Origin of the sequence: Microbacterium sp. 22195 (genome assembly GCF_052056515.1) — a bacterium.
Classification (GTDB): Bacteria; Actinomycetota; Actinomycetes; order Actinomycetales; family Microbacteriaceae; genus Microbacterium.
The window spans coordinates 23984-40021 of record NZ_JBQEPE010000009.1 but is presented as its reverse complement, the minus strand read 5'-3'; the positions used below and the strand labels follow the sequence as shown (position 1 = coordinate 40021).

The 16038-nt window shown below is 70.7% G+C and carries 20 protein-coding genes, 1 pseudogene and 1 other annotated feature; of the genes and pseudogenes, 11 read left to right on the top strand and 10 right to left on the bottom strand.

Annotated elements, in window-relative coordinates:
• Positions 1-17: 17 nt before the first annotated feature.
• The 5 genes from fdhD to ACTJJ4_RS17950 form a co-directional block, all read right to left on the bottom strand.
• Positions 18-932 (bottom strand): formate dehydrogenase accessory sulfurtransferase FdhD, encoded by a 915-nt coding sequence (fdhD, locus tag ACTJJ4_RS17970; protein WP_440944629.1) that lies wholly within the window; start codon positions 930-932, stop codon positions 18-20.
• A gap of 82 nt (positions 933-1014) precedes the next feature.
• The gene (locus ACTJJ4_RS17965) at positions 1015-1923 is read right to left on the bottom strand and encodes an ABC transporter ATP-binding protein (RefSeq protein ID WP_440944595.1); all 909 of its coding nucleotides are present in this window, start codon (positions 1921-1923) and stop codon (positions 1015-1017) included.
• Positions 1920-2750: a molybdate ABC transporter permease subunit gene (gene modB, locus ACTJJ4_RS17960; RefSeq protein WP_440944594.1), complete on the bottom strand. Its 831-nt coding sequence runs from the start codon at positions 2748-2750 to the stop codon at positions 1920-1922. The genes ACTJJ4_RS17965 and modB overlap by 4 nt, the downstream gene beginning before the upstream one ends.
• A complete protein-coding gene (modA, locus tag ACTJJ4_RS17955; RefSeq protein WP_440944593.1) occupies positions 2750-3595 on the bottom strand; it encodes a molybdate ABC transporter substrate-binding protein in 846 nt (281 codons plus the stop codon). The genes modB and modA overlap by 1 nt, the downstream gene beginning before the upstream one ends.
• 27 nt (positions 3596-3622) lie before the next feature.
• Positions 3623-4015 carry a TOBE domain-containing protein gene (locus tag ACTJJ4_RS17950; protein WP_440944592.1) on the bottom strand — a complete coding sequence of 131 codons (393 nt, stop codon included), beginning with the start codon at positions 4013-4015 and terminating at the stop codon, positions 3623-3625.
• 95 nt (positions 4016-4110) lie between these two features.
• On the opposite strand from ACTJJ4_RS17950, the gene ACTJJ4_RS17945 reads away from it, so the two are divergent.
• From ACTJJ4_RS17945 to ACTJJ4_RS17920, 6 genes are read left to right on the top strand one after another with little or no spacing between them, the layout of a single operon-like run.
• Positions 4111-5187, top strand: a complete 1077-nt coding sequence (locus ACTJJ4_RS17945) for a ThiF family adenylyltransferase (protein WP_440944591.1) — start codon at positions 4111-4113, stop codon at positions 5185-5187.
• Positions 5184-6404 carry a molybdopterin molybdotransferase MoeA gene (locus ACTJJ4_RS17940; protein WP_440944590.1) on the top strand — a complete coding sequence of 407 codons (1221 nt, stop codon included), beginning with the start codon at positions 5184-5186 and terminating at the stop codon, positions 6402-6404. The genes ACTJJ4_RS17945 and ACTJJ4_RS17940 overlap by 4 nt, the downstream gene beginning before the upstream one ends.
• Positions 6401-6880 carry a cyclic pyranopterin monophosphate synthase MoaC gene (moaC, locus tag ACTJJ4_RS17935; RefSeq protein ID WP_440944589.1) on the top strand — a complete coding sequence of 160 codons (480 nt, stop codon included), beginning with the start codon at positions 6401-6403 and terminating at the stop codon, positions 6878-6880. The genes ACTJJ4_RS17940 and moaC overlap by 4 nt, the downstream gene beginning before the upstream one ends.
• Positions 6881-6882: 2 nt before the next feature.
• Complete coding sequence (gene mobA / locus ACTJJ4_RS17930; protein WP_440944588.1) at positions 6883-7488, top strand: molybdenum cofactor guanylyltransferase; 606 nt, start codon at positions 6883-6885, stop codon at positions 7486-7488.
• On the top strand, positions 7485-7745 hold the full coding sequence (locus tag ACTJJ4_RS17925) for a DUF6457 domain-containing protein (protein WP_440944587.1): 261 nt from the start codon (positions 7485-7487) through the stop codon (positions 7743-7745). Before mobA ends, ACTJJ4_RS17925 begins: the two co-directional genes overlap by 4 nt.
• Before the next feature lies 1 nt (position 7746).
• Positions 7747-7980 (top strand): MoaD/ThiS family protein, encoded by a 234-nt coding sequence (locus ACTJJ4_RS17920; protein WP_440944586.1) that lies wholly within the window; start codon positions 7747-7749, stop codon positions 7978-7980.
• A gap of 18 nt (positions 7981-7998) precedes the next feature.
• Here the strand turns inward: ACTJJ4_RS17920 and ACTJJ4_RS17915 are convergent, their stop codons facing one another.
• Both ACTJJ4_RS17915 and ACTJJ4_RS17910 read right to left on the bottom strand, forming a co-directional pair.
• Positions 7999-8424 carry a molybdenum cofactor biosynthesis protein MoaE gene (locus ACTJJ4_RS17915; RefSeq protein ID WP_440944585.1) on the bottom strand — a complete coding sequence of 142 codons (426 nt, stop codon included), beginning with the start codon at positions 8422-8424 and terminating at the stop codon, positions 7999-8001.
• Complete coding sequence (locus ACTJJ4_RS17910; protein WP_440944584.1) at positions 8421-8900, bottom strand: MogA/MoaB family molybdenum cofactor biosynthesis protein; 480 nt, start codon at positions 8898-8900, stop codon at positions 8421-8423. Before ACTJJ4_RS17910 ends, ACTJJ4_RS17915 begins: the two co-directional genes overlap by 4 nt.
• Positions 8901-9061: 161 nt before the next feature.
• Between ACTJJ4_RS17910 and ACTJJ4_RS17905 the strand changes: the two genes are divergently transcribed.
• Positions 9062-10792 (top strand): HNH endonuclease signature motif containing protein, encoded by a 1731-nt coding sequence (locus ACTJJ4_RS17905; RefSeq protein ID WP_440944583.1) that lies wholly within the window; start codon positions 9062-9064, stop codon positions 10790-10792.
• A 56-nt stretch (positions 10793-10848) separates the two neighbouring features.
• Here the strand turns inward: ACTJJ4_RS17905 and ACTJJ4_RS17900 are convergent, their stop codons facing one another.
• On the bottom strand, positions 10849-11481 hold the full coding sequence (locus ACTJJ4_RS17900) for a hypothetical protein (protein ID WP_440944582.1): 633 nt from the start codon (positions 11479-11481) through the stop codon (positions 10849-10851).
• A complete protein-coding gene (locus tag ACTJJ4_RS17895) occupies positions 11478-12077 on the bottom strand; it encodes a rhomboid family intramembrane serine protease (protein WP_440944581.1) in 600 nt (199 codons plus the stop codon). The genes ACTJJ4_RS17900 and ACTJJ4_RS17895 overlap by 4 nt, the downstream gene beginning before the upstream one ends.
• Positions 12078-12213: 136 nt before the next feature.
• Here ACTJJ4_RS17895 and ACTJJ4_RS17890 point away from each other — a divergent pair, with 136 nt between their 5' ends.
• The 3 genes from ACTJJ4_RS17890 to ACTJJ4_RS17880 are packed head-to-tail and all read left to right on the top strand — an operon-like array spanning position 12214 to position 14211.
• Positions 12214-12750, top strand: a complete 537-nt coding sequence (locus ACTJJ4_RS17890) for an RNA polymerase sigma factor (RefSeq protein ID WP_440944580.1) — start codon at positions 12214-12216, stop codon at positions 12748-12750.
• Positions 12740-13735, top strand: a complete 996-nt coding sequence (locus ACTJJ4_RS17885; RefSeq protein WP_440944579.1) for a hypothetical protein — start codon at positions 12740-12742, stop codon at positions 13733-13735. The genes ACTJJ4_RS17890 and ACTJJ4_RS17885 overlap by 11 nt, the downstream gene beginning before the upstream one ends.
• Before the next feature lie 11 nt (positions 13736-13746).
• Positions 13747-14211, top strand: a complete 465-nt coding sequence (locus tag ACTJJ4_RS17880) for a peptidase inhibitor family I36 protein (RefSeq protein ID WP_440944578.1) — start codon at positions 13747-13749, stop codon at positions 14209-14211.
• Between the two features lie 216 nt (positions 14212-14427).
• On the opposite strand, the pseudogene ACTJJ4_RS17875 reads toward ACTJJ4_RS17880, so the two are convergent.
• A pseudogene (locus tag ACTJJ4_RS17875) lies at positions 14428-14706 on the bottom strand (hypothetical protein); the annotation flags it as partial.
• Between the two features lie 65 nt (positions 14707-14771).
• On the opposite strand from ACTJJ4_RS17875, the gene ACTJJ4_RS17870 reads away from it, so the two are divergent.
• Positions 14772-16036, top strand: a protein-coding gene (locus tag ACTJJ4_RS17870) for an IS3 family transposase (protein WP_440944577.1) whose coding sequence is annotated in 2 segments (ribosomal slippage) — positions 14772-15075 and positions 15075-16036 — 1266 coding nt in all. Because the reading frame shifts where the segments join, the coding sequence is not laid out codon by codon here.
• Positions 15071-15205 (top strand) — a sequence feature (AL1L pseudoknot). (Overlaps the previous gene by 135 nt.)
• Positions 16037-16038: the final 2 nt, after the last annotated feature.

Sequence of the window (16038 nt, the reverse complement as noted above, 5' to 3'; positions counted from 1 at the left end):
CGCACAAGAGCCGCGGGTCACACGGCCGCGGGCACGGCCTCCCGCACGCGCTCGGGCCGGGAGTAGACGTTCATGCTCGCCCCGCGCAAGAAGCCGACCAGGGTGAGGCCGGTGGACTCGGCCATCTCGACGGCCAGCGACGACGGCGCCGAGACGGCCGACAGCATCGGGATGCCGGCCATGACCGCCTTCTGCACCAGCTCGAAGCTCGCCCGTCCCGACACCTGCAGCACGGTTCCGGTCAGCGGCAGGCGCCCGTTCAGCACCGCCCATCCGATCACCTTGTCGACGGCGTTGTGCCGCCCGACGTCCTCCCTCACGACCAGCAGCTCGCCGGAGGCGGCGTCGTACAGTCCGGCGGCGTGAAGTCCGCCGGTCTTCTCGAAGGCCTCCTGACGCGAGCGCAGCGCGTTCGGCAGGTCGGCGAGGGTCGCGGCATCCACCTGCAGCGGATCCGCGGAGACGTCGAAGGCCGAGGCGGTCGCGACCTGCTCGATGGACGCCGCACCGCACACGCCGCAGGCGCTGGTCGTGTACGAGTGCCGCGCCCGTGAGGGGTCGGGCAGCGGGGTGCCGGGGGCCAGGCTCACGTCGAGGACGTTGTACGTGTTGCCGCCGTCGGCCGCAGACGCGCCGAGGGCATAGGCTCCCGGCGCTGCGGCGGAGCCGCCGGTGCCCGGTCCGCCGCAGTGGATCGCGGAGGCGAACTGGTCGCGGTGGCGGATCACTCCCTCGGAGACGAGGAAGCCGGCGGCGAGCTCGACGTCGTGTCCCGGCGTGCGCATGGTGACCGTGAGCGGTGCGCCGGACACGCGGATCTCCAGCGGCTCCTCGACGGCGAGCGTGTCGAGCCGGCGCACGGCCGCGCCGTCGGCGTCTTCGGTCGCGGCGGTGATGCGAACGACCTTCTTGCGGGTGGTGATCCTGCCCATCGCGGCCTCCCGGTGTGCGTCCTGACTGTCCGCCACGGTACTCCCCCGGCCGGGAGCCGGGGTCGGTTCGGGCCTGCAGTCGTCAGGCCGGCGGCCGGATGCTGACGGTCGAGCCGGGCGCGACGGGGGAACCCGCCGGGAGGATCAGCTCGACGAGGTCGCCGTCGGCAGTGCGGGCGCGAGCGCGGATGCCCTCGGCGACCGTCTCGATGCCGTCGACGCGCGCCTGCCAGGGCCCGGCCGCCCCGGGCAGTGTCGACGCGACCGCGGCGAGGAAGGGCGTCGCAGGTGCGCCGAGGACCGCATCGGGTGGACCCTCGGCGGTGACGCCGCCGTGCTCGAGCACGATCAGCCGGTCGGCGAGGGCGCGGGCATCCGTCGCGTCGTGCGTGGCCAGCACGGCGGTGGTGCCGGTGGCGGCGAGCTCGTCGCGAAGCAGGGAGCGGATGCCGTCGGCGGTGGCGGGATCGAGGGAGGTCAGCGGCTCGTCGAGCAGCAGCACGCGCGGCGACACCGCGAGCGCCCGCGCGAGCGCGACGCGCTGCTGCTGTCCACCCGAAAGCCGTGCGGGGCGCCGATCGCCCAAGCCGGGCAGCCCGACGCGCTCGAGCCAGGCGTCGGCGCGCACCCTGGCATCCGCTCTCCGCGTCCCGTGCGCACACAGCCCGAAGACGATGTTGTCGCGCGCGCTCAGGTGCGGGAACAGACGCGCCTGCTGGCCGAGCAGGATCACGCCGCGTTCGCGCGGCGGCACGTCGACGCCGGCGGCGTCCTGCACGGTCCTGCCTCCCAGCCGCACGGCGCCCGCCGTCAGCGGGGCGAAGCCGGCGATCGCGCCCAGGAGGGTCGACTTGCCCGCACCCGACGGGCCCATCACGGCGAGCGTCTCCCCGGCGGCCGCGGTCAGCCGCGCATCCAGGACGAAAGGGCCCCGCTCGACTCGGACGTGGGCGTCGAGCGCAGCGGGCAGGGCGGTGGCATCCGCGTTCATCGCAGCTCCTCCGCGACGGCGGCTTCCCCGCCGGGCCGCCAGCCGCGCACCAGCAGCAGCACCGCCACCGAGGTGACCAGCAGCATCAGCGACAGGGCGATGGCGCTGCCCTGGCTGACCCCGGCGCCATTGAACGCCGTGTAGATCGCCAGCGGCATGGTCTGCGTCACGCCGGGCGCGTTGCCTGCGAACAGCGCCGTCGCGCCGAACTCGCCTGCCGCCCGCGCGAAGCACAGCACGGTTCCCGACAGCAGTCCGGGACCCGCCAGCGGCAGCGTGACCCGCCACAGGATCGTCCAGCTGCCTGCCCCGAGCCCGGCCGCCGTGCGCTCGTACTCCACGCCCGATGTGCGGACGGCACCCTCCAGCGCCAGCACGAGGAACGGGAGCGCGACGAACACCTGAGCGAGCACGACGGCCGGGGTCGTGAACGGCACCTGCCATCCGGTCCAGCCCAGCCAGCCGGAACGGCCGAACAGGAACAGCAGCGCCAGACCGCCGACCATCGGCGGCAGCACCAGCGGCACGGTGACGACCGCGCGCAGCACGGCTGCGGTGCGCGGGGCGGCCCGGGCGATGGTCAGGGCCAGCGGGATGCCGATCAGCAGGCAGATCGCGGTGGCCACGAGCCCGGTGCCCAGCGAGAGCCGCAGCGCACTGAGCGCCTCGACCGAGGTCACGTCCTGCCACAGGGTCCCCCACTGGACGCGGCCGACGAGCGCCGCCAGCGGCAGCACCAGGAACACGATCCCGAGCACCGCCGGCACGATCAGCGCCCGCGGGGCGTGGCCTCGGGCGCCGGTCGTCTGCGGGCGGCTGCTCGCCATCACGGGCCGTCGAAGCCGAACGACGCCAGGATGCCCTGCCCCTGCTCGCCGGTGATGAACGACACGAACGTCATCGCGGCCTCCGGGTTCGGGGCATCCTTCAGCGCCACGATCGGGTACGCGTTCACGACCCGATCCGCGCCGGACGGGGTGAACGAGCGCACGTCGGCGGCAGCAGCGGCATCCGTCTTGTAGACGAGCCCCGCGTCGGCCTCGTCGCTGCGCACCTTGGTGAGCACGGCCGTGACGTTCTGCTCCTGACTGACCGGGGTGAGCGCGACGCCCTGCGCGCTGAGGAGCTTCCTCGACGCTGCTCCGCACGGCACCTCGGGTGCGCAGAGCACGACCTTCACGCCGGGCTTCGCGAGATCCGCCAGCGTCTTGATGCCGGCCGGATTCGCCTTCGGCGTCACCACCACCAGCGTGTTGCGCGCGAACACCGTCGGATCGGATGCCAGGCCGGCGCCGGTGACCCTGGCCATGTTCGCCTCGTCGGCGGAGGCGAACACGTCGACCCTCGCACCGCCGTCGATCTGGGTCGCGAGGGTGCTGGAGCCGTCGTAGGTCACGGTGACGTGCACGCCGGGGAAGAGCTTCTCGAACTGCCCGATCGCCTCGTCGAAGGCGCCCTTCAGCGAGGCTGCGGCCGACACCGAAAGCTCGCCGGTGAGCACGTCGGCATCCGCGGGCGAGGGCGCGTCCTTCGGCGCGACGCCTCCGCCGGACGCGTTCGACGCACCGGTGCTGCCCGTGGGGCTCGCCCCGGGGGATGCCGTGGACGCGCAGCCGCCGAGCAGCAGGGCGACGGCCGTGGCGGCGACGGCGATGATCGGGATGCGGCGCATGGCAGTTCTCCTCCGGTGCATGCGGGATCAGCGCGGGGTCTCGACGATGACCGTCGTCGCCTTGACCACGGCGACGGCGAGCGAGCCGACCTCGAGTCCCAGCTCCCGCACGGCTTCGGAGGTCATCAGCGAGACGACCCGGTGGGGACCTGCCTGGATCTCCACCTGGGCGGCGACGGTGTCCATCACGACGTTGGTGACCAGCCCGGTGAAGCGGTTGCGCGCGCTGGAGCGCACGCCGGTGGGGTCCTCCGCCGACTTCGCCAGGGCGATCGCGTGCCGGGCGAGCGCGTCGCCCGGGATCTCGGCCGGGCTGGCGTCGGTGACCGACAGCACGCCCTGATCCACCCAGCGGCGCACCGTGTCGTCGCTGACCCCGAGCAGATCCGCTGCCTGCGCGATCTTGTAGCTTGCGGACATGATCGCAGGCTATCACCGCGCATGCGGATGATCACCCGGGTATTCTCCGTATCTGCGGAAGGACCCGTTCGCGAGGCGAGGACTACCCTGAAGGCATGTCCCTCCCCCCGCTGGTCGAACCCGTCGATGCGCTCAGCAGCCGGGAGCAGCTGCGCACAGCGCGGCATCAGCGCCTTGCCGGGCTGGGCTCCGACGGACAGCGCCGCATCGCCGCGGCCAGTGTCGGCGTCATCGGCGCGGGCGGCCTGGGTGCGCCGGTCGTGCTGGCGCTGTCGGCCGCCGGAGTCGGCACCGTCGTGGTGTTCGACGACGACGACGTCGAGCTGTCCAACCTGCAGCGGCAGGTGATCCACCGACTGCAGGACGTCGGCCGACCCAAGACCGACAGCGTGGTGCGCGTCGCCGCCGACCTGTCCGAGACCGAGGTCAGGGTGGTGACCACCCGGCTCACGCACGAGAACGCGGCCGAACTGATCTCCGGCGTCGACCTGGTGCTGGACGGCACGGATTCGTTCGAGAGCCGCGAGGTCGTCGCCGCCGCCTGCGAGCGGCTGGCGGTGCCGCTGGTGTGGGGCACCGTGCAGGAGTTCGCGGGCCTCGTGACGGTGTTCTGGTCGGCACCTCCCGTGCCCGCCGATGCGGTCCGGCTGCACGACCTGTACCCGCCGGGCAGTGAGGCGCCGGCGTGCTCGGCCGTGGGCGTCTTCGGCCCGCTGTGCATCCAGGCGGGCTCGATGATGGCATCCGAGGCGCTCAAGCTGATCACCGGCATCGGACGGCCGCTGCTGGGACGGATCGCGATGATCGACGCCCTGGCGGGCAGCGTGCGCGAGGCACCGCTGCAGGCGTCGCGCGCGACGGCATCCGCTCCCCCGTCCGACGCCGTTGACGAGGTCGACCACCCGGCCGACGGGGCCGTCGTGATCGACGTGCGCGAGGCCGAGGAGGTCGCCCGCGGGATGCTCCCCGGCGCGAGGCACGTGCCGCTGGCGACCCTGCTGGGGTCGCTCGACTCCACGGCGGCCGAGCTGGCCGGCAGCGAGGTCGTGATGGTGTGCCAGGTGGGCGCTCGCGCACGACGCGCCGCGCAGGCGCTGCGCGGGCGGGGCGTCGACGCCGTGGTGCTGCGCGGCGGCATGGACGGGTACGAGCGCAGGAGGCAGCCGGCATGACCTCGCACCTGATCACCGTGGAGGAGCATCGCGCGCGGATCCTCGCGGCCGTGCGGCCCCTCGAGGCCGTGCGGATGCCGCTGCCGGGGGCGCTCGGACGCATCCTGCGGGAGCCGGTGCGCTCGGCCATGGACCTGCCCCTGTTCGACAATTCCGCGATGGACGGTTTCGCGGTGCGGTTCGACGATGTGGCGGATGCCGCAGCAGACGCGCCCGTGGACCTCGAGGTTGTCGCCGACGTGCCGGCCGGCAGCGCCGAGGACCCGTCGTTCGGGCCCGGTCAGGCCGTGCGGATCATGACCGGGGCCCCGGTGCCGCACGACGCCGACGCGATCGTGCCCTTCGAGGACACCGCCGGTGGCCTTGCGGACTCGCTGGGAAGCATCCGGGTGCTCGCCGCCCCGCGCGCCCGCGGGGCGCACATCCGGCCGCAGGGCGAGGACTGCCGTGCGGGCGACGTGATCCTGCCTGCCGGCGCCGAGCTGGGCGGCCGGCAGCTGGCGGGGATCGCCGCGGCCGGCGTGCACGAGGTCGTCGTCTCGCGCGTGCCGCGCGTCGCGGTGATCTCGACCGGTGACGAGCTGCGTCCACCGGGTGCGCCGCTGGAGCGCGGGCAGATCCCGGAGTCCAACGGCACGCTGCTGGACGGACTGTGCCGCGAGAACGGCGCCGAGGTTGTGCTGATGACGTCGGTCAGCGACGACGGCGACGGCCTGCGCGCCGCGCTGGCGGATGCCGCGGCCCTCGGCGCGGATGTCGTGATCACCTCCGGGGGCGTCAGCGAGGGCGCGTACGAGGTGGTCAAGAGCGTCGCCCGGATGCGGTTCGACAAGGTCGCCATGCAGCCGGGCAAGCCGCAGGGTTTCGGCGACGGCTCGGACGACGGCGGACCGCTGCTGTTCGGTCTGCCCGGCAACCCGGTGAGCGTCGCCGTGTCGTTCGAGGTGTTCGTGCGACCCGCGCTGCGGGCGCTGCAGGGCGCCGCCGACCTGGACCGCCTGATCGTGCGGCTGCCGGTCGTCGAGGCGTGGCGCACCCCTCCCGGCCGCCGCCAGTACCGCCCGGTGCTCGTCACGAGCGACGGGGTGGCGCCGGCGTCGTCCGGCGGGTCCCACCTGGCTGCGAGCCTGGGGCGTGCGGAGGCCTACGCGATCGTCCCCGCCGACGTCGACCGCGTCGGGATCGGCGACGTCGTCGATGTCATGCTGGTGCCATGAGCTTCACGCACCTGGATTCCTCTGGTCACGCCCGGATGGTGGATGTCACCGAGAAGCAGCCGACGGTGCGCTCGGCGACAGCGCGCGGGTTCGTGCACTGCGCCCCGCACGTCGTGGCGGCGCTGCGGGATGACACTGTGCCGAAGGGCGACGTGCTGGCTGTGGCGCGCATCGCGGGCATCGCCGGGGCCAAGCGCACTCCCGAGCTGCTGCCACTGGCGCACGTGATCGGCGTGCACGGCGCGGTGGTGGACCTGCGGATCACCGACGAGGGCGTTGAGGTGGAGGCGACCGTGCGCACGGCCGACCGCACCGGCGTGGAGATGGAGGCGCTGACGGCCGTCTCGGTCGCCGCGCTCACCGTGGTCGACATGGTGAAGGGGCTCGACAAGGGCACCTCGATCGCGAACGTGCGCATCGTGGCGAAGACCGGCGGCAAGTCCGGCGACTGGCGCCGGCCGGGCGAGCCCGCCTGATCATGGTCGTGCGGTTCGGGGCGGCGCTGCTGGCCGGCGGTCGCGCCTCGCGCATGGGCGGCATCGACAAGCCGGGCCTGCTCGTCGACGGGGTGAGCATGCGCGATCGGGCCATCGACGCGGTGGTCTCCGTCGGCGCATCGCCGGTGATCGTCGTGGGGCCGGAACCGGCGGCATCCAGAGCTTCGCAGGACGCCGTGCGCTGGATGCGGGAGGACCCGCCCTTCTCGGGACCGGCGGCCGCGGTCGTGACCGCGCTGGGGGCTCCGGGCGCGGATGCCACGGCGTGGACGATTCTGCTGGCCTGCGACCTCCCGCATCCGGATCTCGCCGTCGCCCGGCTGCTCGCCGGCATCCCTCATCTCGCACCGGAGACCGACGGCGCGTGCCTGGTCGACGCAACCGGGCGGGCGCAGTGGCTCACGGGTGTGTATCGCACGCCGGCGCTGGTGAGTGCGGCATCCGCTCTGCCGGACGGCGGGCGCGACCGACCCGTGCGCGCGCTGCTCGCGGGCCTGTCCGTGAAGCTCCTCGCCGACCCGGGCGCCGCGGCCCTGGATGTGGACACGTGGGAGGATTACGAGCAGCTGACGAAGGAGCATCCATGAGCGAGCATCTGCCACCCGAGGCGCTGGACGACTGGGCGGATGCCCTGCGGGAACACTTCGATCTGAGCGCCGACGACGTGCCGATCTCGCTGATCCTCGACCTGGCGAAGGACGTCGCGAACGGCGTCGCACGGCCGGCCGCGCCGTTCAGCGCCTTCGTGGCGGGACTGGTCGCGGGTCGCCGTGGCGGCTCGCCGGACGACATCCGCGCGGCCGTGGCGGACGTGTCGAGGCTCGCCGGCGACTGGCAGGCCTGACGTGGTCAGGGTGCGGTTCTTCGCCGCGGCCGAGGAGGCCGTCGGCAGCTCCGAGCTGATCGTGGATGCCGCGACGCTGGCCGCCCTGACCGCGCGTCTGCGCGACGATCACCCGGCGCTCGCGGAGATCCTGCCGCGCTGCTCCGTGCTGGTCGACGGCGCGCGCGTCGACGAGTCGTGGCCGCTGACCGCCGACGCGGTGGTCGACGTGCTGCCGCCGTTCGCCGGCGGCTGAGCACCTCCTGCAGAAGGGTCAGCCGCCGAGCCCCTTCCAGACGGTGGCGCCGTCGGCTTCGATCTGCCGCTTCCAGATGGGAAGACTGTGCTTGATGGCCTCGATCAGCGCGCGGGACACCTCGTAGGCGACACCGCGATGGCCCGATACGACCGACACCACGACAGCGGCCTCGCCGACCTCCAGGCGCCCGATGCGGTGGCTGGCGGCGACGATGGCATCCGTCTCGCCGACGGCGTCGGCGATGAGCGCGCGCAGGGTCTTCTCGGCGTCGGGGTGGGCCGAGTACTCCAGTGCGACGACGGGGGTCGCGGCGTCCTCGTCGTTGTCGCGGACGCGGCCCACGAAGGTGATCTCGGCGCCCATGCGGGGGTCGTCGACGGCGGCACGGTGGGCGTCGACGTCGAGCGGCTCGGTGCTGATCTGCGCGAGGCGGATGGTCATCGATGGTCCTCCCCTTCGAGCTGCCCGAGCGCGTGGCGCGCGATCTCGAGCACGAGTCGGATGCCGTCGGTGACGGCTGCGGTGGAACCGGGGAGGTTGACGATGAGCGCGTTCCCGGCGACGCCTGCGAGTCCGCGGGAGAGCAGGGCCGCAGGCTTCTCGGCTGCGCCTCGGCGGCGCAGCTCCTCGGCGATGCCCGGCAGCTCGCGGTCGAGCACGCGGGCGGTTCCCTCGGGGGTGCGGTCACGCGGGCCGATGCCGGTGCCGCCTGTCGTGACGATCAGGCGGATGCCGCGCTGCACCGCCTCGTGCAGTGCGCGCTCGACCTCGTCGGCGCCGTCCGGGATGACGATCGCGTCGTCGCAGTCGAAACCGGCCGCGCGGAGCGCTGCGACCCCGATGGGCCCGGATGCATCTGCGCGCTCACCACGGGCGGAGCGGTCCGAGACCGTGATGACTGCGGCTGCCGGCGACATGCCCTCAGCCTAGCGAGGGCCCGTTGCGGTCGGCGCGTTCCGGCGGTCGCGCCCCGCCGGTCATCCCAGCAAGACCGAAAGCCGGAAAGATCCAGTTCACATCGGAAAAGCAAGTCCTGATTCCCCTTCCAATTCTCGAACATATATACTACACTGTGAGCATGGCCCAGGACTTCGATGCACTCCACCGGCAGCGGGTCGCGCTGCTGGATGCGTGGGCGTCGAAGCAGCGGGAGATCGCCCGGCTGCAGGCCGAGGCGGCGGAGATCCTCGCGGACCGATGGGAGCTGTTCGAGCAGGAGCTCCAGGTGGAGCCCGTGCACGCGCGATCCATAGAGAGGTCGATGCTGGCGCAGTTCGCGGCCACCGGGCACCTGTCGAAGGGGTCGATGGAGTTCGCATTCACCGACGCGCGGATGCTGCACCGGTTCCCTGCCGTGCGCGCCGCGTTCGCCGACGGGAGAGTCACGCCGTCGCATGTCCGCGAGATCATCCGCGAATCGCAGCCGGTGCGTGAAGCGATCGACACCGGCGAGACCACCCCCGACACGCTCGCGCTGTACGAGCAGGCGTGTCTGGAGGTCGCCGAACGCGACACCGCGGCGCGCACCAGAGCGCATGCTCGGCAGGTCGCCGCGGCACTGGCCGGGCTGACCGTCACCGAGCAGCAGCAGAGGGCGTTCTCCGAACGGACCGTCACCGTCCGGTCCGTCGGCGACGGCCTCGCACTGCTGCAGGCCGTGCTTCCCGAGCATCTCGCCGTCGCGATCCACGACCGGCTCACCAAGATGGCCCAGCACCTGTGCGGTCACCCCGAAGACCGTGACCTGCCGCCTGAGGAACCGACCGAGGCGCAATGGGCGGCGTGGGAAGCCGAATGGGCCAGCGCCGAGCGTTCCGAGCAGGCCCTGTTCGAGGAGATCGCCCGCATCGCCGCCGCTGAGTCAGACGCCGCCGCGGCCGGAGTTGAGGGGCAGGAAACCACCCGCGAACGGTCCACTGACGGCCCCATGAGCCACGGCGCCGATGCTGCGGCCGCGGACTCCTCCCTCAGTGACGCGGATGCCGAAACCGAAGCCGCCTTCCGGGAGCTGATCGCCCGTCATCTGGACGCGGATGGCTTCTGGGCTGACGATGACGATCCTGATCCCGGCGGTCCGCCGCCTGAACCGGACCTGGACTACTGGACGGATCCGCAACTCGATCCGGACAGTCCCTGCATCACCCGCCTCCCCGACGAATCCCGCACCTTCGATCAGCTGCGCGCCGACCTGCTCACCGACCTTCTCCTGGCCGGCGACCCGTCGGAGGCGCACGGGGCGGGGCTGGACGGCATCCGGGCGACCCTCCAGGTCACCGTGTCCGCCACGACCCTGATCGGCCTGGATGACCGGCCCGGCGAGCTGGACGGGCACGGGCCGATCCGCCCCGAGGTCGCTCGAACCCTCGCCGGCAGCACGAAGGGGTGGACCCGGCTGTTCCTCGACTCCGAAGGATTCGTCACCCGGACCGACACCTACACCCCGACCGAACCGATGGTCAGGTTCCTGCGCGCGAGGGACCAGCACTGCCGGTTCCCCGGCTGCCGCCAGCCGATCCACCGGTGCGAGCGGGATCACAACGAGGACTGGGCGCTCGGCGGTTCGACGTCGATCGACAACCTCGCCCACTTCTGCCGGACCCACCACGCGCTCGAGCATCCGGACCTCCCCGACTTCGCCCGCTGGACCGCGCGCCAGACCCCTGACCGGACCGTGCAGTGGACAGACCCCGACGGCCGCACCCACCACGACGTCGAACGGCCGCGCGTGATGTTCGTCCCGACCGACTCGCTTCGGAGTATCTGGCCGGACACGCCCCTGACACTGGAGGACGCCGGATCGCCCTTCTGACAAGGGACGCGAGGTCTGTCCGAGGACCGCGAGGCCCGACCGGGATCGCGAGGCTCCTACCCCGGGCACGGCCCCGACAGGGCATCCACCACTGCCGTCGCGTCGTCCTGGAAGCGCGCGTAGTGCTCCTGGTCGGCGTTGATCTGCACCCGGTGGATCGCGTGCGAAGGCGGCATCTGCTGCCAGCCCGCTACCTTCCCCAGACGCACGTAGAACTTCGACGCGGCGGTCGCGGGGTCCATCCGCTCCTCGACGCTCCCCCACCACTTCTGCTGCTGGAACAGCCCGATGCTGGAGGTACGGCTGCCGTCGGGATTCCTGACGCCCGAGGTCTCCCAGTCGCCGTAGCCGATGTTGTGCAGCGAGCTCTCCCCCATCGCCGCCATGACGCCCAGCACCTGGCCGTCGCGCCCGAAGCCCAGATCGCGTGCGGCGCCCACGATGATCGCCGCGTTCACGAGCTGGTCCCCGCTCCAACCGGCCACCCCCTGATCGGGGAACGTCTGCGGCCGTTCGGCGCAGTACCGCTCGCCCCGCGGGGCGGTGAGCAGCCCCACCCCGGCGAACACGGCGGAGATGGCCAGAGCGACGGAGATCGTGATCGCGGCGATCCGCAGCATCCGCTTCCGCTCGCGGCGACGACGAGCGCGGCGCCGCAGCACGGTGGCGCGGGATCGGCGCTGGCTCACGCGGCCGGTTCCCTCCGCCTGCCGGTGAGTGCGACGAGCCCGCCGCCGATCGCGCCGAACAGGTGCGCCTGCCAGGAGATGCCGGGCCCGGCGCTGAAGATGCCGGTCAGCACCGTGGTGCCGTAGAGCACGATGACGATCAGCGCGATGCCCGCGTACGCGATGCGATGGGCCAGACGGCCCGGTGCGATGACGCGCAGGACCACATAACCGAAGTAGCCGAACACCAGCACGGATGCCCCGACCGTGAGCGTCCCCGGAGCGTTGAGCAGCCAGGTCCCCGCGCCTCCGACCAGCGCGACGACCGCCGTCACCAGCCAGAACCGCCTCGCGCCCTCGACGGCGACGAGGCATCCGAGGATGAGGAACGGCACGGAGTTGCCGATCAGATGCGCCCAGCTCGCGTGCAGCAGCGGGCCCAGCACGAGACCCTGCAGGCTGCCGAGGTCCCACGACCGCAGCCCCCAGCCGACGAAGGTGCCCGGCAGCACGGCATCCGCGAGCTGGATCGCCCACATCAGGGCGAGCAGGCCGATCGGGGCGAGGAAGCGCGTCGCCTTCGGCGAGCGCGCGACGGGAGGAGCGGATGCTGTCACACGACGATCCTCCCAGGAGAACCGGTGAGCGAACCGAGGACGGCATCGATACGGATGCTCCGAAGCCACCCGGTGTGGGAGGATTCGATTCGGCGTCGACAGCCCAGCGTGCGTGAGGAAAGTGGGGTGAGGTTGGTTGAGCCGGCAATCCCCTGACTTGTACAAGGCTGTGTTCGACAGTCTGGTTCGCGAATCCGGCACCCGCGTACTCCGTCATGCCGAGCGCTTCTACGAGGATCCGCATGATGCGGAGGATGCCGTCAGCGACGCCTTCACCCGCGCGTGGCAGGTCATCCACTCCGGCGGCTTCGTCAACGAGCGATACCTCGTCGGCATCATCGACAACCGCTTCAAGGATCGTGATCGTCGTGAACGCACTCGAAAGGCCGCGTGGAACGATCTCGTCAACCGTGCGATGAGCGACTCCGAACGGTACCCCGACATGGATCTGCGGATCGATCTGAAACGCGTGCTGAGCGCCCTCACTCCTGCCGAGCGGGAGCTGGTCGAGCTCATGGACCTCGACGGATGCTCCGCTGGAGAGACGGCGGAAAAACTCGGCATCAAGCAGGCGGCCGTGCGCAAGCGGCACGAGCGCGTCCACCGGAAGCTCCAGCACCTCCTCATCGCGGCCGGAATCGGGCTGAAAGTGGGTGATCAGCGTGTCTTCTGACTCTCAGGACGATCTCGTCGCGCGCTGGCTGCGCGAGATGGACACCGCCCGCACGCCTGTGGACGCCGAGCCACCTGCATTCTTGATGGCGCTCGGGGAGCGCCTCCAAGGCGAACGGACCGCTTCGAAGGATGCTGCTGAGCGACGTGCTCGAGTTCGGCGGCGGCGCCGCGTCCGCCTGGTCTGGGCCGCTTCCCTGGCATCGTTGGCGATCGTCGCGGCCGTCGCCGTATCGTCTGTGCTCCTGACGCCCGCCGCAGAAGCATCAACACCGACGCCCCTGACCTTCCATTCCCCTGCTACCGAACACCAGGTGATCAGCGATGCGATCGCCCGATTGTCAGAGCCCGACGGTGTCGCCGAACCGAGCAGATCGGTCCGAACAATCTCGTGGGCGATCAGCATCGAAGACGGCAAGCTGATGGGGCCCGTGATCCCGCAGGTCGTCAACCTCCAATGGAACGCCGACCTGTCCGGACGATCGTCGATCGTCGAGGGGCGAACAGAGGATCCCGTCGACGGTGATGTAGGCCGCGTGGCACCCACGACGAAGGTCGTCTCTGAGCAGGACTACGCTCCTGGAGAGTTCGGAGTGCCGAGTGCCGACTCGCCCCCTGCGACCGAGTCAGGGGTGAGTGATCTGCTGACGATGTTCGGCTTGCCAGAGAGTCCGACCACCGGTCAACTGGTGGAGTCGATGGTGACGGTGATGGACTACTGGACCCTGAGCGATGCGCAGGAAGCACTGCTGCTGGAGATGATCGACAGGAAGGGCGACGCGCAGTCGCTCGGGAGCACCGTCGACCGGCTCGGTCGCACGGTGACGGGACTGCGAGTCGATTCGTCAACCAGCGGACTGACGCACACCGTGCTGATCTCCGCGAAGACCGGGCGTATCGTCGGAGTCGAGACGCAGCGGGCTGACGCTGACAAGTCGATTCCGGCGGGTACCGTGGTCGAGTACCGGATGTGGGATCCGAAGTGAGAGGCAGTGACATGAAGCGTTGGGGAGCGAGTCTGGCCACGGGCGCCATGATCATCATCGCCGTGGTGTTGTCGGCGCCGTCGGCTTCCGCCTCGGAGGCTCAGGTCGCCCGCGACGATGTCGCGGCGGTGATGGATGCCGTTCCCGGCGGCGTGCTGGTCGATGCAGACCACGCCGTCTGGCCGAGCATCGGGATGGAGATGACGTCGGCAGAAGCCGCTGGTGTCTTCTCCGTCGGCTCCTGTGCGACAGGCAGCGTCTGTGCCTTCTCTGGGGCGAACCTCAGCGGATCGAAGCTCAGCTGGTCGACCTGCAGCACATTCACGATCAGCGCGTTCACAGTTCGGTCGATCGCGGATGCCCGTTCCTCCGGCTACCTGCAGGCGCGCAACGGAACCACCGTCGTGGCGACCGCGAACGCCGGCGCATCGGCGAACGTCTTCGGCACGGTCACGAACGTACGCTGTGTGAGCTGACCGCGTTAGCCGCGAGGCGGCAGCCCAGACTTGATCCTCTCGACGCTCGCGAGCCAATCCGTCCATGCCGCCGGATCCATGAACGCTCCGTCAGGTAGAGGGCTGATGTCTCCAATGAGGGTGAGCAAGTCGTCACCGGCCCGCTGACCGAATTCCCACACGAAGTCAGCCATCGCCAGGAAGGCTTGCCGCCCTGTGATCATCGCGTCGCAATTCTCAGTTGAACTGTCCATCGATGTCTCCAATTGTGCTCAGTTCCTGATCCTCCGCCGCGCCTGCCGCAGCCTTCTTGGGCACCGATTTCTGCCCCTTGGCTGATGTCTTCGTTGGCAGCCGTCCACCGGTGGCTTCGTTGGCGATGATGTTGAATTGCAGGCCGGTGGGGTCCGAGTAGGTGGTGGGGTTGTTGCCGGAGTACGTGTATCCAGTGTTCTGCTGGGGCAGGTTCGTATCGATCACCGGATCGACGGAGAGGAACTTCCCCAACACCGGGTCATACGTCCGAGTGAAGCGCCCTGAGTTTGTTGGAGGCTCCTGACTTTGGAAACGAGGATGGAGTTATGCCGAAGGAACTGGCGAATGGGAAGCCGACGACGCGTCGGTACTCGGTCGAGGAGAAGGCCGCCGCGGTGCGGATGGTGAGGACGCTGCGCGCTGAGCTCGGTGTCACGCAAGGGACGGTCCAGCGCGTCGCGACGCAACTCGGTTACGGTGTTGAGTCCGTGCGGATGTGGGTGAAGCAGGCCGACGTCGACGACGGCGTCACTGCCGGCGTGAGCAGCGCGGAGGCGCAGCGGATGCGTGAGCTCGAGCAGGAGAACCGGGAGTTGCGGCGGGCCAACGAGGTGCTGAAGCGGGCGGCGTCTTTCTTCGGGGCGGAGCTCGACCGCCACTACCGGAAGTAGTCGCGTTCCTCGACGCGAACAAGGACGATCTTGTGGACGGTCGCCGGCTCGGAGTCGAGCTCATCTGCAGGCTGCTGCAGGTGGCTCCGAGTAGTTACTATGCCGCCAAGACCCGCCCGCCCTCCGCTCGCGCGCTGCGGGACGAAGCATTGGTCCCGCAACTGGTCGAACTCTGGGAGTCCAACTACCGCGTTTATGGGGTCCGCAAGCTCTGGAGGGCTGCCCGCCGCGCGGGGATCATGATCGGCCGAGACCAGACCGCCAGGCTGATGCGCGCCGCGGGGATCGAGGGCGCGAGGCGTTCGAAGCGGGTCAAGACGACGAGGCCGGATCCGGCGTCGGCGCGGCACCCGGACCTGGTGAAGCGGGAGTTCACCGCGAGCGCCCCGAACCGGCTCTGGGTCACCGACCTGACATTTGTGCCGACCTGGACCGGCGTCGCCTACGTGTGCTTCATCATCGACGCGTTCAGCAGGATGATCGTGGGTTGGCGGGTCGCGTCGCACATGCGAACCGAGATCGTCCTCGACGCGGTCGAGATGGCCCGCTGGTCCCGCGGCGCCCGGCACGAGGCTCTGCGGTGTCACAGCGACGCCGGCTCTCAATTCACCTCGATTCGCTATGGCGAACGCCTCGCAGAGATCGGTGCCACGCCGTCGATTGGGACCGTTGGCGACAGCTATGACAACGCCCTCGCCGAGACGGTGAACGGCTACTACAAGGCAGAACCCGTCCGCGGACCGGCCCGGCCAGGGCCGTGGAAGACGGTCGAAGACCTCGAGCTCGCCACCCTCGGATGGGTGCACTGGCACAACACCGAGCGCCTCCACGGCTACCTCGGTGACGTCCCGCCCGCCGAGTTCGAGGCCGCGTTCTATGCTGTCCCCAACGACCGCAATCTGCTGGTCGGAATCAAATAGCG